The following is a 15,600-nucleotide window of genomic DNA, read 5'->3' as shown; positions in this document are numbered from 1 at the left end:
CGGTCAGTCGTTCGCGGGCTTGGCGGTGGCCGGATCGACGACATCGGTGAGCGTTGACTTGACCGCCTTCACCTTCATGCCCGGCGCGAGCTCGACATCGACATAAAATTCATCGACGCGGGTCACCTTGCCCACCAGGCCGCCCCCGGTGACGACCTGATCCCCCTTCTTCACCGCGTCGATCTTCGCCTTATGCTCCTTCATCCGCTTCTGCTGGGGACGGATCAGGAGGAAGTAGAAGACGACGAAGATGAGAACGAGCGGCGCCATCTGCACCAGCATGGATGCGCCGGAAGACTGCTCGCCCGCGGTCTGGGCAAAGGCTGGGGTAATGAACATGATGGGACTATCGCCTTATTCTCTTGTCCGGCCGCAGACAGGCAAATGCCTGCGGATCAAGGGCGCGCGGCTAACACAGATCGGGACAGGGAGGCAATATCATTAGGGAAGGAAGAAAGGCGCGAAAAGGCTTGCCGAAAGGCTTGCATGTTCTGAAAACTGCTTCTATGTGCCGCCGCTCCGGTCGGGACGTAGCGCAGCCTGGTAGCGCATCACACTGGGGGTGTGGGGGTCGGAGGTTCGAATCCTCTCGTCCCGACCAAAATTCACGAATGAAGTAGCGAGAAAAGCCGATTTTCGGAATCGGCCTGGCGCTTCATGCCCTTTCCTATTTTTCCTATTTTTAGCGTGGCGAGCGATTTTGCGCTGTCCTACAGCTAACCAGATGGGATAAATGCCCTGCCTCATTCGATGAAGGAGGCGGGTTGATGGATATTGCGGCATTGATCGACGAGGTGATCGCGCGCGAGGGCGGCTTCAGTCACCATCCGGCAGATCGCGGTGGGGCCACCAATTTCGGGATCACGGAAGCAGTCGCGCGCGCCAACGGCTATGCGGGCGACATGCGTCGGCTGCCCCGTGCGCTGGCGGAGAGCATCTACCGGCGGCTCTACTGGGAGAGGCCAGGCTATGCCTTCGTCGCGGAGATGGTGCCGGAGATTGCCGCCGAACTGTTCGACAGCGCGGTCAACATGGGCGCGGCAACCGCGACCGGCTTCCTGCAGCGGGCGCTCAACGCGCTCAATCGGAACCAGAAGGATTATCCGGACCTCAAGGTCGACCGGGTCATCGGCGCAAAGACCTTGGCGGCGTTGAGGGCCTTCATGGCCTTGCGCGGCAAGGCTGGGGAGAAGGTGCTGCTGAAGGCGATCGAGGCGTTGCAGGGGGAGCGCTATCTGGCGCTGGCGGAGAGCAGGCCCGCTAACGAAGCCTTTCTCTATGGCTGGCTGGCGAACCGCGTTGGTTAGGCGCCATGTGCGGGGGCGGGCCGATCGCTGGACGTTGCGGGCGCGGCCTGCCTTTCTCTACGTCATGTATGGCCTGCTGCTCTGGTCGGTGCCGGTGGGCTTGATCGGCGGGGTCTGGCCGGACGGCGCAGCGGCGATCGTCCGGGCGATGCGGGGCTATTTCGAGGCATTGCCCGAGCCGCTCTATGCGCTGTTCGGTACGGGCTATCTTGGATATACCGCGGCGCGGACATGGGGGAAGGTTAAGGGGGTGGAGCGGTAGTTGGGAGCGTCTTGAGCGTTCCCCCCTCTCCTGCCATCGCTTCGCTCGGCACCTCGGCCAGAGTCACGTGCCTCTGGCCGACCCCTGAAGGGGAGAGGGGCTCTGGTTGCGCTCCAGCCTCAACGGTTTGCAACCAAACTCCATAAATGAGAGGGGCCGCTGGGCAGATCGACCCAGCGGCCCATCATTGACATGGTCACAGTGGCCGGAAGTGCGGCCCAAGGGAAACGTTGATCGCGCTATCTTGGCGGACAAGGAACGCCCGTTCGCGACATGTCGCGGCGGAGGCTGTTTCGATGTCTGCAAAAACCGACGTTATGACGTCGCTCAGCGGCGCGTTTCCCGAATGGACTTGACCGACCTCACTGCTGAACCATGAGACATCGGATCACCTCCTTTCGCTTGTTTAAGCCCGCGCGACCCGGCTCAAAAATCGACCTTTCACCTGGCCACGAAATGGACTGTGAATCAGACGGGACGCACGATCAAGACTTGTAAATTTCTTTTTTCGAATCATACTTGCGCGTCCGCCTGAAAAGCCGATCTGGTGCCTTGGCGATGATTTCCCCACAAGATGATGCGGTGAGAGACTGATCTGCTCTTTAGCGGCGGCAGTCTTCGATGACGCGGCCGACCTCTGCCCAGGCGGGGAGGATCAAGGTGTCGAGCCCCTGCGCCTCCACGGCAAAGCGGCCACGGCTGTATGCGATCTGATCAAGCACCGTGTCGCTCGCGGCGCGAACGGCCAGCGTGCCGGCGCCGCCCGGTGTGGCGGGCCAGCTGGTCGCGCCATAGCTGGTGCGGATCGTGAGGCTCCCCTGCCCTGCCCCCGTGCGCAGGACGCTGACGCGCCCGGCAGCGGGATCGCACCGGACGGACAGCAGCGTGCCCGATGCGGGGCTGGAGAAAGCGGCGACGGAACCTGAGCCCTCGGCGCGGTAGCTCCATGTGCCGGGCGTTGCCGGGCGATATTGCCATTCGACCGGCGCAGGTGTCGGCAGAGGCGCGCTGGCCGAGGGCGGCGACGGGCGCGGGGCTGCTTGCCGTGGAGGCGGCGCGTCAGGGGCGCTGACGCAAGCGGGGAGAAGGAGCAGGGATGCAAGGGCGGCGGAGGCGGGGATCGTACGCATGGGTCCCTCAATGCCCGAGGGCACGGAACGGGTTCAACCGGGAAAAGCATTTTTCTGTTGGTGGGTTGCGAGATGGGAGGGAAGGAACATCCACCCCGCCGCAGCCGAGGGTGGCGAGAGCGGGAGCGAGGTTCTTTTCATCGCATCAGCGTTGCACTAGCCCCCCCTACCCTTCAAACGAGTCACGCGCCTCGTTTGAACGCCTGCGGGAGGGGAGTGGCAGTGCGCCATCCAGAATACCCAGTCATGAGGCGCTCGCCGATTGACAGTTTCCCGGCGAATCGCTAGGGGCACAGCCATCCCGGACACGCTGGTGAGCGGCAGTGCATGGCACTGGCCGTCTTTTTTGCGTCTCGGGGTCTATCGAATCGGCCGCAGTCCTTCTAGGGCTCGGCCCGGACGCTTTGAGATGGGGTGGCGCCAACCGCCCCGTGGAGCAGGAGTACAGATTACCATGGCACGTATTGCGGGTGTCAACATCCCGACCAACAAGCGCGTGATCATCGCGCTCACCTACATCCACGGCATCGGCCGTCACACCGCGGTTGCGATCGCCGACAAGCTGGGCATCGACCACAGCCGTCGCGTGCAGGACCTGTCGGACGCCGAAGTCCTGCAGATCCGTGAAGCCATCGACGCCGATCACACGGTGGAAGGCGACCTGCGCCGCGAAACCGCGATGAACATCAAGCGCCTGATGGACCTCGCCTGCTATCGCGGCCTGCGTCACCGCAAGGGCTTGCCGGTTCGCGGCCAGCGCACGCACACCAATGCGCGCACCCGCAAGGGCAAGGCCAAGCCGATTGCCGGCAAGAAGAAGTAATCGTTGAGGGCCAGCCTTTTGGCATGGTCCTCCGGTCACTTCCGCTTTCAACGATTTCAGTAGGATAGAGCAACATGGCACGCGAACCACAGCGCATTAAGCGGCGCGAGCGCAAGAACATCTCGGCTGGCGTCGCGCACGTCAACGCCAGCTTCAACAACACGATGGTCACCATCACCGACGCCCAGGGCAATGCAATCAGCTGGTCCTCGGCCGGCATGATGGGCTTCAAGGGCAGCCGCAAGTCGACCCCGTACGCTGCGCAGGTTTGCGCCGAAGACGCGGGCCGCAAGGCCGCCGAACATGGCGTGCGCACCCTGGAAGTCGAAGTGAAGGGTCCGGGCTCGGGCCGTGAATCGGCTCTGCGCGCCCTGCAGGCCGTCGGCTTCCACATCACATCGATCCGCGACGTGACGCCGATCCCGCACAATGGCGTGCGTCCTTCCAAGCGCCGCCGCGTCTAACCGCCGGGCTTGCGTTTTCCGGGCGGCGGACGCGCCGCCCGTTTAACCCACTTACATCGCCGGGCGGTCCTGTCGGGTTCAGGATTTCAAACGTTCCGGCCTCATCCCCAGGGGAAATACATGACTGTCAACATGAAGAACTGGCAGGAATTGAAGAAGCCCAACAGCCTTGAGATCAAGGCGGCGGGCGACGGCAGGCGCAAGGCGACCTTCGTTGCCGAGCCGCTGGAGCGCGGTTTCGGCCTGACGCTCGGTAACGCGCTGCGCCGGGTTCTTCTGTCCTCGCTCCAGGGCGCGGCGGTCACCTCGATCAAGATCGAGAACGTGCTCCACGAATTCTCGTCGCTGGCCGGCGTGCGTGAAGATGTGACGGACATCGTCCTCAACATCAAGCAGGTCGCGCTGAAGATGGAAGGCGATGGCCCTCGCCGTCTCCAGCTGTCCGCGACCGGCCCCGCCGAAGTGCGCGCGGGCGACATCACCACCGTTGGCGACATCGAAGTGATGAACCCCGACCTGGTGATCTGCCACCTGGACCAGGGCGCGACGCTGAACATGGAACTGACCGCCGACGTCGGCAAGGGCTATGTCCCCGCCGTCGCCAATCGCCCGGCCGATGCGCCGATCGGCCTGATCCCGATCGACGCGCTCTATTCGCCGGTGCGCCAGGTCGCCTACAAGGTCGACAATACCCGCGTCGGCCAGGAACTGGACTATGACAAGCTGTCGCTGACCGTCGAAACCGACGGCACCGTCACGCCGGAAGACGCAGTGGCTTATGCCGCCCGCATCCTGCAGGACCAGTTGCAGCTGTTCGTCCACTTCGAAGACGCCCTGCCCGTCGCCGCTCCGGCTGCTGGCGCCGCTGCTTCGGCTGCTGCGGAAGGCGAGAGCGACACGAACCAGATCAACCGCTATCTGCTCAAGAAGGTGGACGAGCTGGAACTGTCGGTCCGTTCGGCCAACTGCCTCAAGAACGACAACATCATCTATATCGGCGACCTGGTTCAGAAGACCGAAGCCGAGATGCTGCGCACCCCCAATTTCGGCCGCAAGTCGCTGAACGAAATCAAGGAAGTGCTGTCGTCCATGGGTCTGCGCCTGGGCATGGACATTCCCGGCTGGCCGCCGGAAAATATCGAGGAAATGGCCAAGAAGCTCGAACAGGAGCTGCTGGGTTAAATCCGACCCGTCGCCCCAGCGGATGTCGCAGGGAGTCACGTGCCTCGCTACGAGGCCTCCGGCCGCTACGGGCGACCTAGCGGCGCGAGATTCCAGCTTCCGCTGGGATGACGAAAATGGGCTGGTGGGCGGTGGCCCTTAACACCGCCTGGTCTGGGCTACCTCATACGGGCCCTTAACGAACGGAAGGAAAGACTTATGCGTCACAAGGTTGGTCATCGTAAGCTGCAGCGCAGCGCCGGGCATCGTAACGCGCTGCTCCGCAACCTCGCCGCTTCGCTCATCAAGCATGAGCAAATCCTGACGACCACGCCCAAGGCGAAGGAACTGCGTCCCTACGTCGAAAAGCTGATCACCCTCGCCAAGAAGGGTGGTCTGTCGAACCGCCGTCTGGCCCATGCCCGTCTGCAGGACGACACGCAGCTGACCAAGCTGTTCGAAGTTCTGGCCGAGCGCTACAAGGATCGCAACGGTGGCTACACCCGCGTGATCAAGGCCGGCATCCGCGCTTCGGACGCCGCGCCGATCGCGATCATCGAACTGGTCGATCGCGACGTCGATGCCAAGGGCAAGGATTCGGGCCCGGTTCAGAACGCTGACGCGGACGAGCTGGAAGCGGCCTGATCAGAGGCAACGGCGCGCTTCCTGAAAGCGGGCTGATGGATTGAGAAACAGGCTGCGGCTCGATGAAGCCGCAGCCTGTTTTGTTTTTCGGGGCTAGAAAAGAGGAAGTATGCGCTTTCCGGCTGGCCATGAGCCGGGAAGGCCGGTGGACGAGCTGATCGCGGTACAGGACCGGGGCTATGCCTTTGCCACCCCGCTATCCGCGACGAGCCGTGCCCTGCGTTCAGCCATGTGACAGCCGGGGCAGCCTAGACCAGCGGCGCATTTGGAGAGGAGCGATGGCATGAGCGGCAAGGCGGGGTGGATGACGGGAGCGATGCTGGGCGCGGCATTGCTGGTGAACGGCGCGGCGATGGCCCAGTCTGGGCAGGGATCGGACTATGGATATCCGCGAGCCGACGACCGCCAGCCGCAGGATGAGGGTTACGCGGACGATAACCTTGCCGAAGGAGCGCAGCGGGACAACAGGCCGTCAACGCAGCCGCGCGCGGATGATGATTTTTCCGACGTCACCGGCGAGCCGTATGAGCAGGCGCAGACCGATGCGAGAGCCGGGCGTGATGGCGATCCCTCGGCACCAACGCAGGACGCCTGGGCGGATCGGGAGCGGGAAGAGGCCACCACCGAATGCGCGGTTGCCGCGCGCGAGGAGGCAGAGCGGGACGGCGGCTTTGCGGAGGTTCGGCAAGTGCAGGAGCCGCGGGAAAGCCGCGACGGTTATGAGGTGGAGGGGGACATCGACGCCCGATCCAGCTGGCGCGCGACCGATGGCAAGACGCTCCACTTCACCTGCTCGGTCGAGAATGGCCGCATCGTCAAATTGAATATCCCTCGTGGGGCCTCCGCGCGATAGCGGCGTCAAAAGCTAGGGGCAGGAAGCGATCCGGTCCTGCTGCCCCGACGCATCTCACACGAACTTTCGAGTCCAATTCGGAAATTTCGCCCATTTTGCTTCCGGCGGTTCCACGCGGGGCGGGAATCGGGTAGGCGGGCCATCATGTCGTCAACCCCCGCCCCTCCCCGCACTGCTGCGATCGTCTTCATTCTGCTGACGGCGCTGCTCGATGTGATGTCGATGGGCATCGTCATCCCGGTCGTGCCCCAGCTGATCGAGGAGCTGACGGGATCGACGAATAATATCGGCTTGTGGAACGGCCTGCTGGTCGCGCTGTGGGCGGTGATGCAGTTCCTGTGCTCGCCCATCATCGGATCGTTGTCCGATCGTTTCGGGCGGCGGCCGGTGATCCTGATTTCGGTGGCGGGGCTGGCGCTCGACTTCCTGCTGATGGCGCTCGCGCCCAATCTGTGGTGGCTGGCGCTAGGGCGCATATTGGCGGGCGTAACGTCGTCCAGCTTCACATCGACCTTCGCCTATATGGCCGACATCATGCCGCCCGAAAGAAGGGCGCGCGGCTATGGCCTGATCGGCGCGGCGTTCAGCGGCGGGTTCGTCGCCGGGCCGCTGCTGGGCGGCATGCTGGGCGAAATTTCGGTGCGGGTGCCATTCTGGGCCGCGGCGGGATTTTCCGCGCTCGCCTTCCTCTATGGCCTGATCGTCTTGCCCGAGTCGCTGGCGCCTGAGAAGCGGATGGCCTTTTCGTGGAAGCGGGCCAATCCCTTCGGCGCGCTAAGGCTGCTGCGATCGCATCCCGAACTGTCGAGCCTCGCCACGGTCAACTTTCTGCTGCATTTTGCGCATCACCTGTTTTCAGCGGTGTTCGTGCTCTATGCAGGCGATCGCTATGGATGGGGACCATGGCAGGTCGGCACTTTGTTCGCGCTGGTCGGCGCGCTGGACATGAGCGTACAGGGGCTGCTCGTCGGGCCGGTGACGAAGCGATTGGGCGATCGGCGGACGATGGTGATCGGCCTTGCCTTTGGCGCGCTGGGCCTGGCGATGATGGGCCTCGCGCCCACCGAGGAGATGTTCATCGCGGCTGTATTCCCCAGCGCTTTCTGGGGCTTGGCGATGCCGACCATCCAGTCGCTGATGACGCAGCGCGTGTCCGAGTCCGAACAGGGGCAGTTGCAGGGCGCGAACAACAGCGTGGGATCAATCGCCGGGGTCCTTTCCCCGATCTTCTTCGGCGCGATCTATTCCATATCGGTGGGTGAGCGGCCGGTGCTGCCCTTCATTGGCAGCGCCTTCCTGATCGCGGCGGCGGTGCTGGGCGGCGCGGCGCTGCTCGGCTGGGCGGCGGGACGGGCGCAGGCCGTGCCTTCGCTGGACAAGAGGAGCCAAGCGCACTAACCGCGCGGCATCCCATTTCCTCCGGTTCGTAAAGGCGATTCGATGACGCTGCCCCTTCAGGATTCCATCCTTATCGTGGATTTCGGCAGCCAGGTGACGCAGCTGATCGCGCGGCGCGTGCGCGAGGCGGGCGTCTATTCCGAGATCGCACCTTTCAACAGCGCGGATGAAGCCTTCAAGCGGATGCAGCCCAAGGGCATCATCCTGTCAGGCGGGCCTTCGTCGGTAATGTGGGAAGACAGCCCGCGTGCGCCGGAGTCCTTCTTTGACGCGGGCATCCCGATCCTGGGCATCTGCTATGGCCAGCAGACGATGATGCAGCAGATGGGCGGCAATGTCGAAGGCGGCGAAAGCGGCGAGTTCGGCCGCGCCTTCATCGAGATCAAGAAGCGCTGCGCCCTGTTCGACGGCTTGTGGGCGGAAGGCGAACGCCACCAGGTGTGGATGAGCCATGGCGACAAGGTGACGAGCCTGGCTCCCGGTTTCGAAGTGGTGGCGGTGAGCGAAGGCGCGCCCTTTGCGATGACCGCGAACGAGGAAAAGCGCTTCTACGCCACGCAATTCCATCCCGAAGTCGTGCATACGCCCGACGGCGGCAAGCTAATCGCCAATTTCGCGCGCCATGTCTGCGGCCTGAAGGGCGATTGGACCATGGCCGAGTTCCGCGCGACCAAGATCGCCGAGATCCGCGAGCAGGTGGGTGATGGCAAGGTGATCTGCGGCCTTTCCGGCGGCGTCGATAGTGCCGTTGCGGCCGTGCTGATCCATGAGGCGATCGGCGACCAGCTGACCTGCGTCTTCGTGGACCATGGCCTGATGCGCAGCGGGGAAGCCGAGCAGGTGGTGAGCCTGTTCCGGGGCAGCTACAATATCCCGCTCGTCCATGTGAATGCCGAGACGCTGTTCATGAAGGGCTTGGAGGGCGTCACCGACCCGGAAGCCAAGCGCAAGTTCATCGGCAAGACCTTCATCGACGTGTTCGAGGATGAGGCCAAGAAGATCGGCGGCGCGGCTTTCCTGGCGCAGGGGACGCTTTATCCCGACGTCATCGAGAGCGTGAGCTTCACCGGCGGCCCTTCGGTGACGATCAAGAGCCACCATAATGTCGGCGGCCTGCCCGAGCGCATGAACATGAAGCTGGTGGAGCCGCTGCGCGAGCTTTTCAAGGACGAAGTGCGGGTTCTGGGCCGTGAGCTTGGCCTGCCCGAGGTGTTCGTAGGGCGTCACCCCTTCCCCGGCCCCGGCCTGGCGATCCGCATTCCGGGCGAGGTGAACAAGGAACGCTGCGACATTCTGCGCAAGGCGGACCTCATCTATCTGGAGGAAATCCGCAACGCCGGGCTGTATGACGCGATCTGGCAGGCCTTTGCCGTGCTGCTGCCGGTGCGCACGGTCGGCGTGATGGGCGACCATCGCACCTATGACAGCGTCTGCGCGCTGCGGGCGGTGACATCGACCGATGGCATGACGGCGGACATCTATCCGTTCGACGCCGCCTTCCTCAGCCGCGTGGCGACGCGGATCATCAATGAGGTCAAGGGCATCAACCGCGTGGTTTACGACTATACCTCGAAGCCACCGGGCACGATCGAGTGGGAATAAACCGGATAACATGACCGTCCGGGGGGGGCGGTCATCCGGTTTATTCGGCACCGGGATGTGCCGTGGGTGAGAGCTAGCCTCTCCCGAGTGGCGTTCGCTACTTCCGCTCTTCCGCTTGAAGAAGTAGAGGGCTTCGACAAGCTCAGCCCGAACGGGGTTAGATGAGTTGACGTCTTCCAGCGCGCTATACTCCGACAGTTGCGCGCGATAGTCTCGCTCCATGACCAGCGCGCCTCTGGGCCATCCCGTCTATCGGGAGATGCCCGCCACCATCTTCGAGAAAATGTCCGCCCGCGCGCGGGAGACGGGTGCGATCAACCTCGGCCAGGGATTTCCCGACGCGCAAGGGCCCGAGGACATATTGCGCGCGGCCGCCGACGCCTTGATGACCCGGTCCAACCAATATCCGCCAAGTGACGGCTTGCCGGAATTGCGGGCGGCGGTGGCAGCGCATTATGGGCGGCATCAGGGGCTGGCGCTTGAGCCCGAGGCGGTGATCGTCACTTCCGGCGCGACCGAGGCGATTGCGGCCACCCTGTTCGCGCTGGTGCAGCCGGGCGACGAGGTGCTGCTGCTCGCGCCGCTTTATGACGCCTATCTGCCGCTGGTGGAGCGCGCGGGCGGGATCGCTCGGGTGATCAGGCTGACGCCGCCCGACTGGCGAGTGACGCAAGAGGCGCTGGAGGCAGCGGTCGGGCTGCGCACCCGCCTGCTGATCCTCAACAATCCGCTCAATCCCAGCGGCAGCATCATGGATGAGGCCGAGCTGGCGATGCTGGCAGCCTTCTGCGTCGAACATGACCTGATCGCCATTTGCGACGAGGTGTGGGAGCATGTGACCTTCGACGGCCGCACCCATCAGCCGCTGATGCGCTTCCCCGGCATGGCGGAGCGGGCGGTGAAGATCGGATCGGCAGGCAAGATATTCTCGCTAACCGGCTGGAAGATCGGCTGGATGTGCGCGGCGCCGCCCGTGGCGCGGTTGCTGGGGCGGGCGCATCAGTTCCTGACCTTTACCAGCGCGCCGAACCTGCAATGGGCGGTGGCGGAGGGGCTGGCGAAACCCGATGACTGGTTTGCGGCCATGCGGGCGGGCTATCAGGCTTCGCGCGACCGGCTGGTCGATGGCTTGCGCGCGGGCGGATATGATGTGCAGCGGAGCGCCGCGACCTGGTTCGTGACGCTCGATCTTCGCGGGTCGGGCATCGCGTTGGACGATGTGGCGTTTTGCGAGCGGATCATCGGCGAGGCTGGGGTGGCGGGGATCCCGATTTCCGCCTTCTATCCCGATGCGGCGGTCAAGCATCTGGTGCGGTTGTGCTTTTCCAAGAGCGATGCAGTGATCGACGAGGCGGTGGCGCGCCTTTGCCACTTTCGCGACGCGGTGGGGTAACTAGCTCTTGCGGCCTGATGGCCGGGCGGCTAGGTTCACCTTTCGTTCCACAGGGGGATCTTCATGGACAGCCTAGCCATCATTCTCAGTCTGGCCGCCCTGGTCGCGGGGCTGGGGCTCGGCTGGCTGTTTCGCGGCAAGGCGCTGGCGCCATTGGCGGCGGAGAAGGCAGAGCTGACGTCGCGGCTGACCCAGGCGGAGGCGCAGCGGAACGGCGCCCTGCAAGAGCTGGTTGTGGCGCAGGACCGGGCCGCGCAGGCAGGGGTGCTGGCGCAGCGGCTGGAGGATGAGCGGGCGGCGCGGGGACTTGCCGAGCGGGAGCTCGCGGCGCTGCGATCCGAGGCGCAGGCGCGGGCGGAAGCTTTCGAGGCGCAGATCGTGGCGCTGAAGGATGCGAAGGAGCAGTTGTCGGCGCAGTTCAGCGAGATCGGCGGCAAGCTGCTGCATCAGGCGCAGAGCCATTTCCTGGAGCGCGCCGACCAGCGGCTGGCGCAGGCGCATGAGAAGAGCGAGGCGCAGCTCAAGCAATTGCTGCATCCGGTCAACGAGACGATCCAGCGCTACGACCAGAAGATCAGCCAGATCGAGCAGCAGCGCACCGAAGCCTATGGCATATTGCGCGGCGAGATCGAGTCGATGAAGTCGGGCCAGGAAGCCGTGCGCGCCGAAGCGCAGCGGCTGGTCGATTCGCTGCGCCATGCCCCCAAGGCGCGCGGCCGCTGGGGCGAGCAGCAGTTGCGCAACGTGCTGGAGACGTGCGGGCTTTCGGAACATGTCGACTTCCGCACCGAAGTCAGCGTCGAGGGCGAGGATGGGCGGCTGCGGCCCGACGCGATCCTGCGCGTGCCGGGCGGGCGGGCGCTGGTGATCGACGCCAAGGTGTCCTTGAATGCCTATCAGGACGCTTATGGCGCAGAGGGCGAGGATGAGCGCAAGCGGCTGCTGTCCGCTCACGCCGCCGCGATGCGCGCGCATGTCGAGACGCTGGGGCGGAAAAGCTATGCCGACCAGTTCGACGATGCGCCGGACTATGTCATCATGTTCGTGCCGGGCGAGCATTTCCTTTCCGCCGCTCTGGAGCATGATCCGCAGCTTTGGGATCACGCCTTTGGCAAGCGCGTGCTGCTGGCGACGCCCACCAACCTGATCGCCATCGCCCGCACCGTCGCGGCAGTGTGGCGGCAAGAGAAGATGGCGGACGAAGCCAAGCGGATCGGCGCACTCGGCAAGGAATTGTACGAGCGGCTGGCGGGCGCGGCGGGATCGCTCAAGAAGCTCGGCAATCGGCTGACGGGGGCAGTGAGCGACTATAATGCGTTCGTCGGCAGCTTCGAAGGCCGGGTGCTGGTGACTGGGCGCAAGCTGCGCGACCTCAATATCGAGACGGGCGGACGCGAACTGGAGTCGCTGGAACCAGTGGAAGCATTGGTGCGGGAGCCTGCCTCTCCTGAAGCGGTGCGGGCATTGCCGGAGGCGGTAGCGGACGCTGCGGAGTAAAGCTGCTTGCCCTCACCTGCTGGCGGGAGGAGGATAGAGCCAGCCGTTCCGCGTTCACTGCGGCAAGCCGTTTCCGAGCTCTGCAACATTGCATCCGCCACCAATCTCCCCTAAGTGCACCCCGTCATCTGGGGAGTAGCCAGCCGTTCGCCTCGGTCGAACGGACCGCCTGTCAACATATTTGGCCGAGAGGCCGTGGCATGTGGGATGCGGAACGTCGGGGCGAAAGCCTGCGCGGCCGTATCGGGCGAGACCAATGGCATCGGCTCTTCCCTGTCCGGCCGGGCGGGAGGAGGCGGTGGCATTGCGTCTTCAACCCTTCGCCCGGCCCCGGATATGCACATGATGGACGCTCTCTTCACCTCCACTGCCCTGGTCGCGCTTGCCGAGATGGGCGACAAGACGCAATTGCTGGCCATGCTGCTCGCCACCCGCTTTCGAAAGCCGGTGCCGATCATCATGGGCATATTGTTCGCTACCATGGCCAATCATTTCCTGGCGGCGCTGGTCGGCCATTCGATCGCGGGGGTGCTGACGCAGCCCTGGTTCCGTTATGCCGTGGCGACGAGCTTTATCGCGATGGCGGCATGGACGCTGATCCCCGACAAGATCGATGAGGATGAGCCGCTGAAGGCGCCGTCGAAGGCGGGCGTGTTCGTGACGACGCTGGTCGCCTTCTTCCTCGTCGAGATGGGCGACAAGACGCAGGTCGCGACGGTGGCGCTGGGCGCAAGGTTCGACGATGTCCTGGCGGTGACGGCGGGCACGACGCTGGGCATGATGATCGCCAACGTCCCGGCCGTCCTGTTCGGCGAGGCCCTGGCGCAGAAGGTGCCGATGCGCGCCTTGCAGATCGGCGCGGCGCTGCTGTTCTTCGTCCTTGGCCTGTGGATGATCGCGGGCCTGCAGGGGTGGATCGGCTAAAAAAGGAACATCGGCGGCCGCCCGGCTGTTGTCAGCAGGCGGCGGCTGTTGCAAGGGGAGCTGACTCTTCCCCCAAGCAGGACAGGCATGGAACGCGTGATGAAGGACAGTCTGGTTACGGTGTTCGGCGGCGGCGGCTTCCTTGGCCGGCAGGTCGCCCAGGCCCTGATGGAGCGAGGCGCGCGCGTCCGCATCGCGCAGCGCGATCTGGCGGGGGCGCTGCGCGTGCAGCCGCTGGGCGCTCTTGGCCAGAAGCAGTTCGTGGCAGCCGACATCCGCAATGCGCAAAGCGTTGCACGGGCGGTCGCGGGCAGCGACATCGTCATCAATCTGGTGGGCGTCCTGAGCGGCGATCTGGAAGGATCGCATCATGACGGCGCGGCCAATGTCGCGAAGGCTGCGGCGGATGCCGGAGCCCGCGCCCTGGTCCATGTGTCCGCGATCGGTGCCGACGCGCAGAGCCAGTCCGAATATGGCCGGTCCAAGGCCGCGGGCGAGGCGGCGGTCAAAGCGGCGTTCCCGAACGCGACCATCATTCGCCCGTCCATCATCTTCGGCCCGGAAGATCAGTTCCTCAACCGCTTTGCCGAGTTGATCAGCCGACTGCCTGTAGTGCCGGTGATCGGTGCGGACACGAAGTTCCAGCCCGTCTATGTCGCCGACGTCGCACAGGCGATCGCGAACGCGGCGGCCGACCCGGACCGGCATGGCGGCCAGACGTTCGAGCTGGGCGGCCCGCGCCAGATCAGCATGATGGAACTCAACCGCTGGATCGGCAAGGCGATCGGCCGGGATCGCAGCCTGGTGGCGGTGCCGCCCTCGATCGCGTCGGCGATCGCAAGCCTGGGCTGGCTGCCGGGCGCGCCGATCACGCGCGATCAATATGCGATGTTGCAGCGGGACAATGTCGTGTCGCCGGGCGCGCCGGGACTGGCGGAGCTGGGCGTGTCGCCGACACCGATGGAAGCCATCGCCGACAGCTGGCTGGTCCGCTATCGCCGCCACGGGCGCTTTGCAGGACGCGTGAAGGCCTGAAATCAAAAGGGTGCATTCATCGCCGCGAGGCAAACTGTCGATGGGCTGACGGGATGGCGCGGCGGTGAGCGTCGCGCCCGCATTGCGCCAGCGCGGCGCATCTGCACAATAGGCGGGACCATCCCTCCGCCCTCTTCCGGGCCGATTTCCCCTATCAGTTCAAGGACCAGAGCCGCCCATGGACCATTATCTGACGGTCATCCTGCTTGGCATTGTCGAGGGATTGACCGAGTTCCTGCCGGTATCGTCCACCGGGCACCTGATCCTGGCCAGCGAGTTGCTGGGCTATGACGCCGCGACATGGGCGATGTTCAACGTCATCATTCAGCTGGGCGCGATCCTGGCGGTGGTGGTGCTTTACTGGCGGACATTCTGCGCCGTTGCGATGGGGTTGTTCCGCAAGGAGCCGACGAGCTGGCGGTTCCTGCGCAATCTGCTGGTCGCGTTCCTGCCGTCCGTCGTGATCGGGCTGGCGATGCATGATTATATCGAGGTGCTGCTGGGCGCGCCGCAAGTCGTCGCCTGGGCGCTGATCATCGGCGGTGTCGCGATATTGTTGATCGAACGGATGGCGAAGGACAATCGCTTCCACGGCATTGCCGATATCCCGCTGGCTCGGGTCGTGGGCATCGGCCTTATCCAGTGCATTTCCATGATTCCGGGCGTCAGCCGGTCGGGCGCGACGATCATGGGCGCCTTGTCGCTTGGGGTGGAGCGGCGGACGGCAGCGGAGTTCAGCTTTTTCCTGGCGGTCCCGACCATGTTGGGCGCGTCGACATTGGAACTGTTTAAAAAGGGAAGCGACATCACTTCTGCCACGGTTGGCTGGAGCAGCATCGCCCTGGGCTTCGTCGTCTCCTTCATCGTCGCGCTGCTGGTAATCCGTTGGTTTGTCGGCCTTGTCTCGCGCCAAGGCTTTGTGCCTTTCGCCTGGTACAGGATCATCGCTGGAACGGCAGCACTGCTGTGGCTGGCGATGCGATAGGGCCGATGTGGACCAATGATGGCGTGATCTGCACTTGTGACTGATAGGGCGTGCTGCAAACGCCGCTATTTTAGGTAATTAAGGCTGTCCTATATCGCAGAATCCACGTGACTCCGCCGGT

General features: G+C 64.4%; 17 protein-coding genes, 1 tRNA gene and 1 riboswitch. Of the genes, 16 read left to right on the top strand and 2 right to left on the bottom strand.

All coding sequences use genetic code 11. The annotated features are described in order from the left end of the window. Positions 1-3: 3 nt before the first annotated feature. Positions 4-339 carry a preprotein translocase subunit YajC gene (yajC, locus tag MU848_RS12365; RefSeq protein ID WP_247232546.1) on the bottom strand — a complete coding sequence of 112 codons (336 nt, stop codon included), beginning with the start codon at positions 337-339 and terminating at the stop codon, positions 4-6. Between the two features lie 185 nt (positions 340-524). Between yajC and MU848_RS12360 the strand changes: the two genes are divergently transcribed. The 3 genes from MU848_RS12360 (at position 525) to MU848_RS12350 (ending at position 1,569) form a co-directional block, all read left to right on the top strand. Beyond that, positions 525-601, top strand: a tRNA-Pro gene (locus tag MU848_RS12360). 166 nt (positions 602-767) lie between these two features. Continuing rightward, positions 768-1,307, top strand: coding sequence for a glycoside hydrolase family 108 protein (locus MU848_RS12355; protein ID WP_247232532.1), 540 nt, complete (start codon positions 768-770; stop codon positions 1,305-1,307). Further along, a complete protein-coding gene (locus MU848_RS12350) occupies positions 1,300-1,569 on the top strand; it encodes a 3TM-type holin (protein ID WP_247232530.1) in 270 nt (89 codons plus the stop codon). The genes MU848_RS12355 and MU848_RS12350 overlap by 8 nt, the downstream gene beginning before the upstream one ends. Before the next feature lie 602 nt (positions 1,570-2,171). Here the strand turns inward: MU848_RS12350 and MU848_RS12345 are convergent. After that, positions 2,172-2,699, bottom strand: a complete 528-nt coding sequence (locus MU848_RS12345; protein ID WP_247232528.1) for a hypothetical protein — start codon at positions 2,697-2,699, stop codon at positions 2,172-2,174. A gap of 454 nt (positions 2,700-3,153) precedes the next feature. Between MU848_RS12345 and rpsM the strand changes: the two genes are divergently transcribed. The 13 genes from rpsM (at position 3,154) to MU848_RS12285 (ending at position 15,479) form a co-directional block, all read left to right on the top strand. After that, entirely contained in the window at positions 3,154-3,522 is a 369-nt protein-coding gene (gene rpsM / locus MU848_RS12340; RefSeq protein ID WP_097090689.1) for a 30S ribosomal protein S13, read from the top strand. Between the two features lie 74 nt (positions 3,523-3,596). After that, on the top strand, positions 3,597-3,986 hold the full coding sequence (gene rpsK, locus MU848_RS12335) for a 30S ribosomal protein S11 (protein WP_004208752.1): 390 nt from the start codon (positions 3,597-3,599) through the stop codon (positions 3,984-3,986). A gap of 120 nt (positions 3,987-4,106) precedes the next feature. Continuing rightward, positions 4,107-5,168: a DNA-directed RNA polymerase subunit alpha gene (locus MU848_RS12330; RefSeq protein ID WP_097090688.1), complete on the top strand. Its 1,062-nt coding sequence runs from the start codon at positions 4,107-4,109 to the stop codon at positions 5,166-5,168. Between the two features lie 198 nt (positions 5,169-5,366). Continuing rightward, positions 5,367-5,792, top strand: a complete 426-nt coding sequence (gene rplQ, locus MU848_RS12325) for a 50S ribosomal protein L17 (RefSeq protein ID WP_097090687.1) — start codon at positions 5,367-5,369, stop codon at positions 5,790-5,792. Between the two features lie 109 nt (positions 5,793-5,901). After that, positions 5,902-6,027 carry a hypothetical protein gene (locus MU848_RS19005; RefSeq protein WP_281494425.1) on the top strand — a complete coding sequence of 42 codons (126 nt, stop codon included), beginning with the start codon at positions 5,902-5,904 and terminating at the stop codon, positions 6,025-6,027. A 48-nt stretch (positions 6,028-6,075) separates the two neighbouring features. Further along, complete coding sequence (locus MU848_RS12320; protein ID WP_247232525.1) at positions 6,076-6,645, top strand: hypothetical protein; 570 nt, start codon at positions 6,076-6,078, stop codon at positions 6,643-6,645. Positions 6,646-6,789: 144 nt separating this feature from the next. After that, positions 6,790-8,043, top strand: a complete 1,254-nt coding sequence (locus MU848_RS12315) for a TCR/Tet family MFS transporter (protein WP_247232524.1) — start codon at positions 6,790-6,792, stop codon at positions 8,041-8,043. A gap of 42 nt (positions 8,044-8,085) precedes the next feature. Continuing rightward, complete coding sequence (gene guaA / locus MU848_RS12310) at positions 8,086-9,645, top strand: glutamine-hydrolyzing GMP synthase (protein ID WP_247232515.1); 1,560 nt, start codon at positions 8,086-8,088, stop codon at positions 9,643-9,645. Positions 9,646-9,865: 220 nt separating this feature from the next. Next, positions 9,866-11,038 carry an aminotransferase gene (locus MU848_RS12305; RefSeq protein WP_247232506.1) on the top strand — a complete coding sequence of 391 codons (1,173 nt, stop codon included), beginning with the start codon at positions 9,866-9,868 and terminating at the stop codon, positions 11,036-11,038. Between the two features lie 63 nt (positions 11,039-11,101). Next, positions 11,102-12,535, top strand: a complete 1,434-nt coding sequence (rmuC, locus tag MU848_RS12300) for a DNA recombination protein RmuC (RefSeq protein WP_247232504.1) — start codon at positions 11,102-11,104, stop codon at positions 12,533-12,535. Between the two features lie 117 nt (positions 12,536-12,652). Then, a riboswitch (yybP-ykoY riboswitch) is annotated at positions 12,653-12,780 on the top strand. 100 nt (positions 12,781-12,880) lie between these two features. Further along, a complete protein-coding gene (locus MU848_RS12295) occupies positions 12,881-13,459 on the top strand; it encodes a TMEM165/GDT1 family protein (protein WP_247232609.1) in 579 nt (192 codons plus the stop codon). Positions 13,460-13,546: 87 nt separating this feature from the next. Beyond that, positions 13,547-14,494 (top strand): complex I NDUFA9 subunit family protein, encoded by a 948-nt coding sequence (locus MU848_RS12290; protein WP_247232502.1) that lies wholly within the window; start codon positions 13,547-13,549, stop codon positions 14,492-14,494. Positions 14,495-14,672: 178 nt separating this feature from the next. After that, positions 14,673-15,479, top strand: coding sequence for an undecaprenyl-diphosphate phosphatase (locus MU848_RS12285; protein WP_247232493.1), 807 nt, complete (start codon positions 14,673-14,675; stop codon positions 15,477-15,479). Positions 15,480-15,600 lie beyond the last annotated feature (121 nt).

The sequence above is a fragment of the Sphingobium agri genome, from assembly GCF_023051225.1.
Taxonomy (GTDB): Bacteria; Pseudomonadota; Alphaproteobacteria; order Sphingomonadales; family Sphingomonadaceae; genus Sphingobium; species Sphingobium agri.
This window is presented reverse-complemented; position numbering and strand designations above follow the sequence as displayed.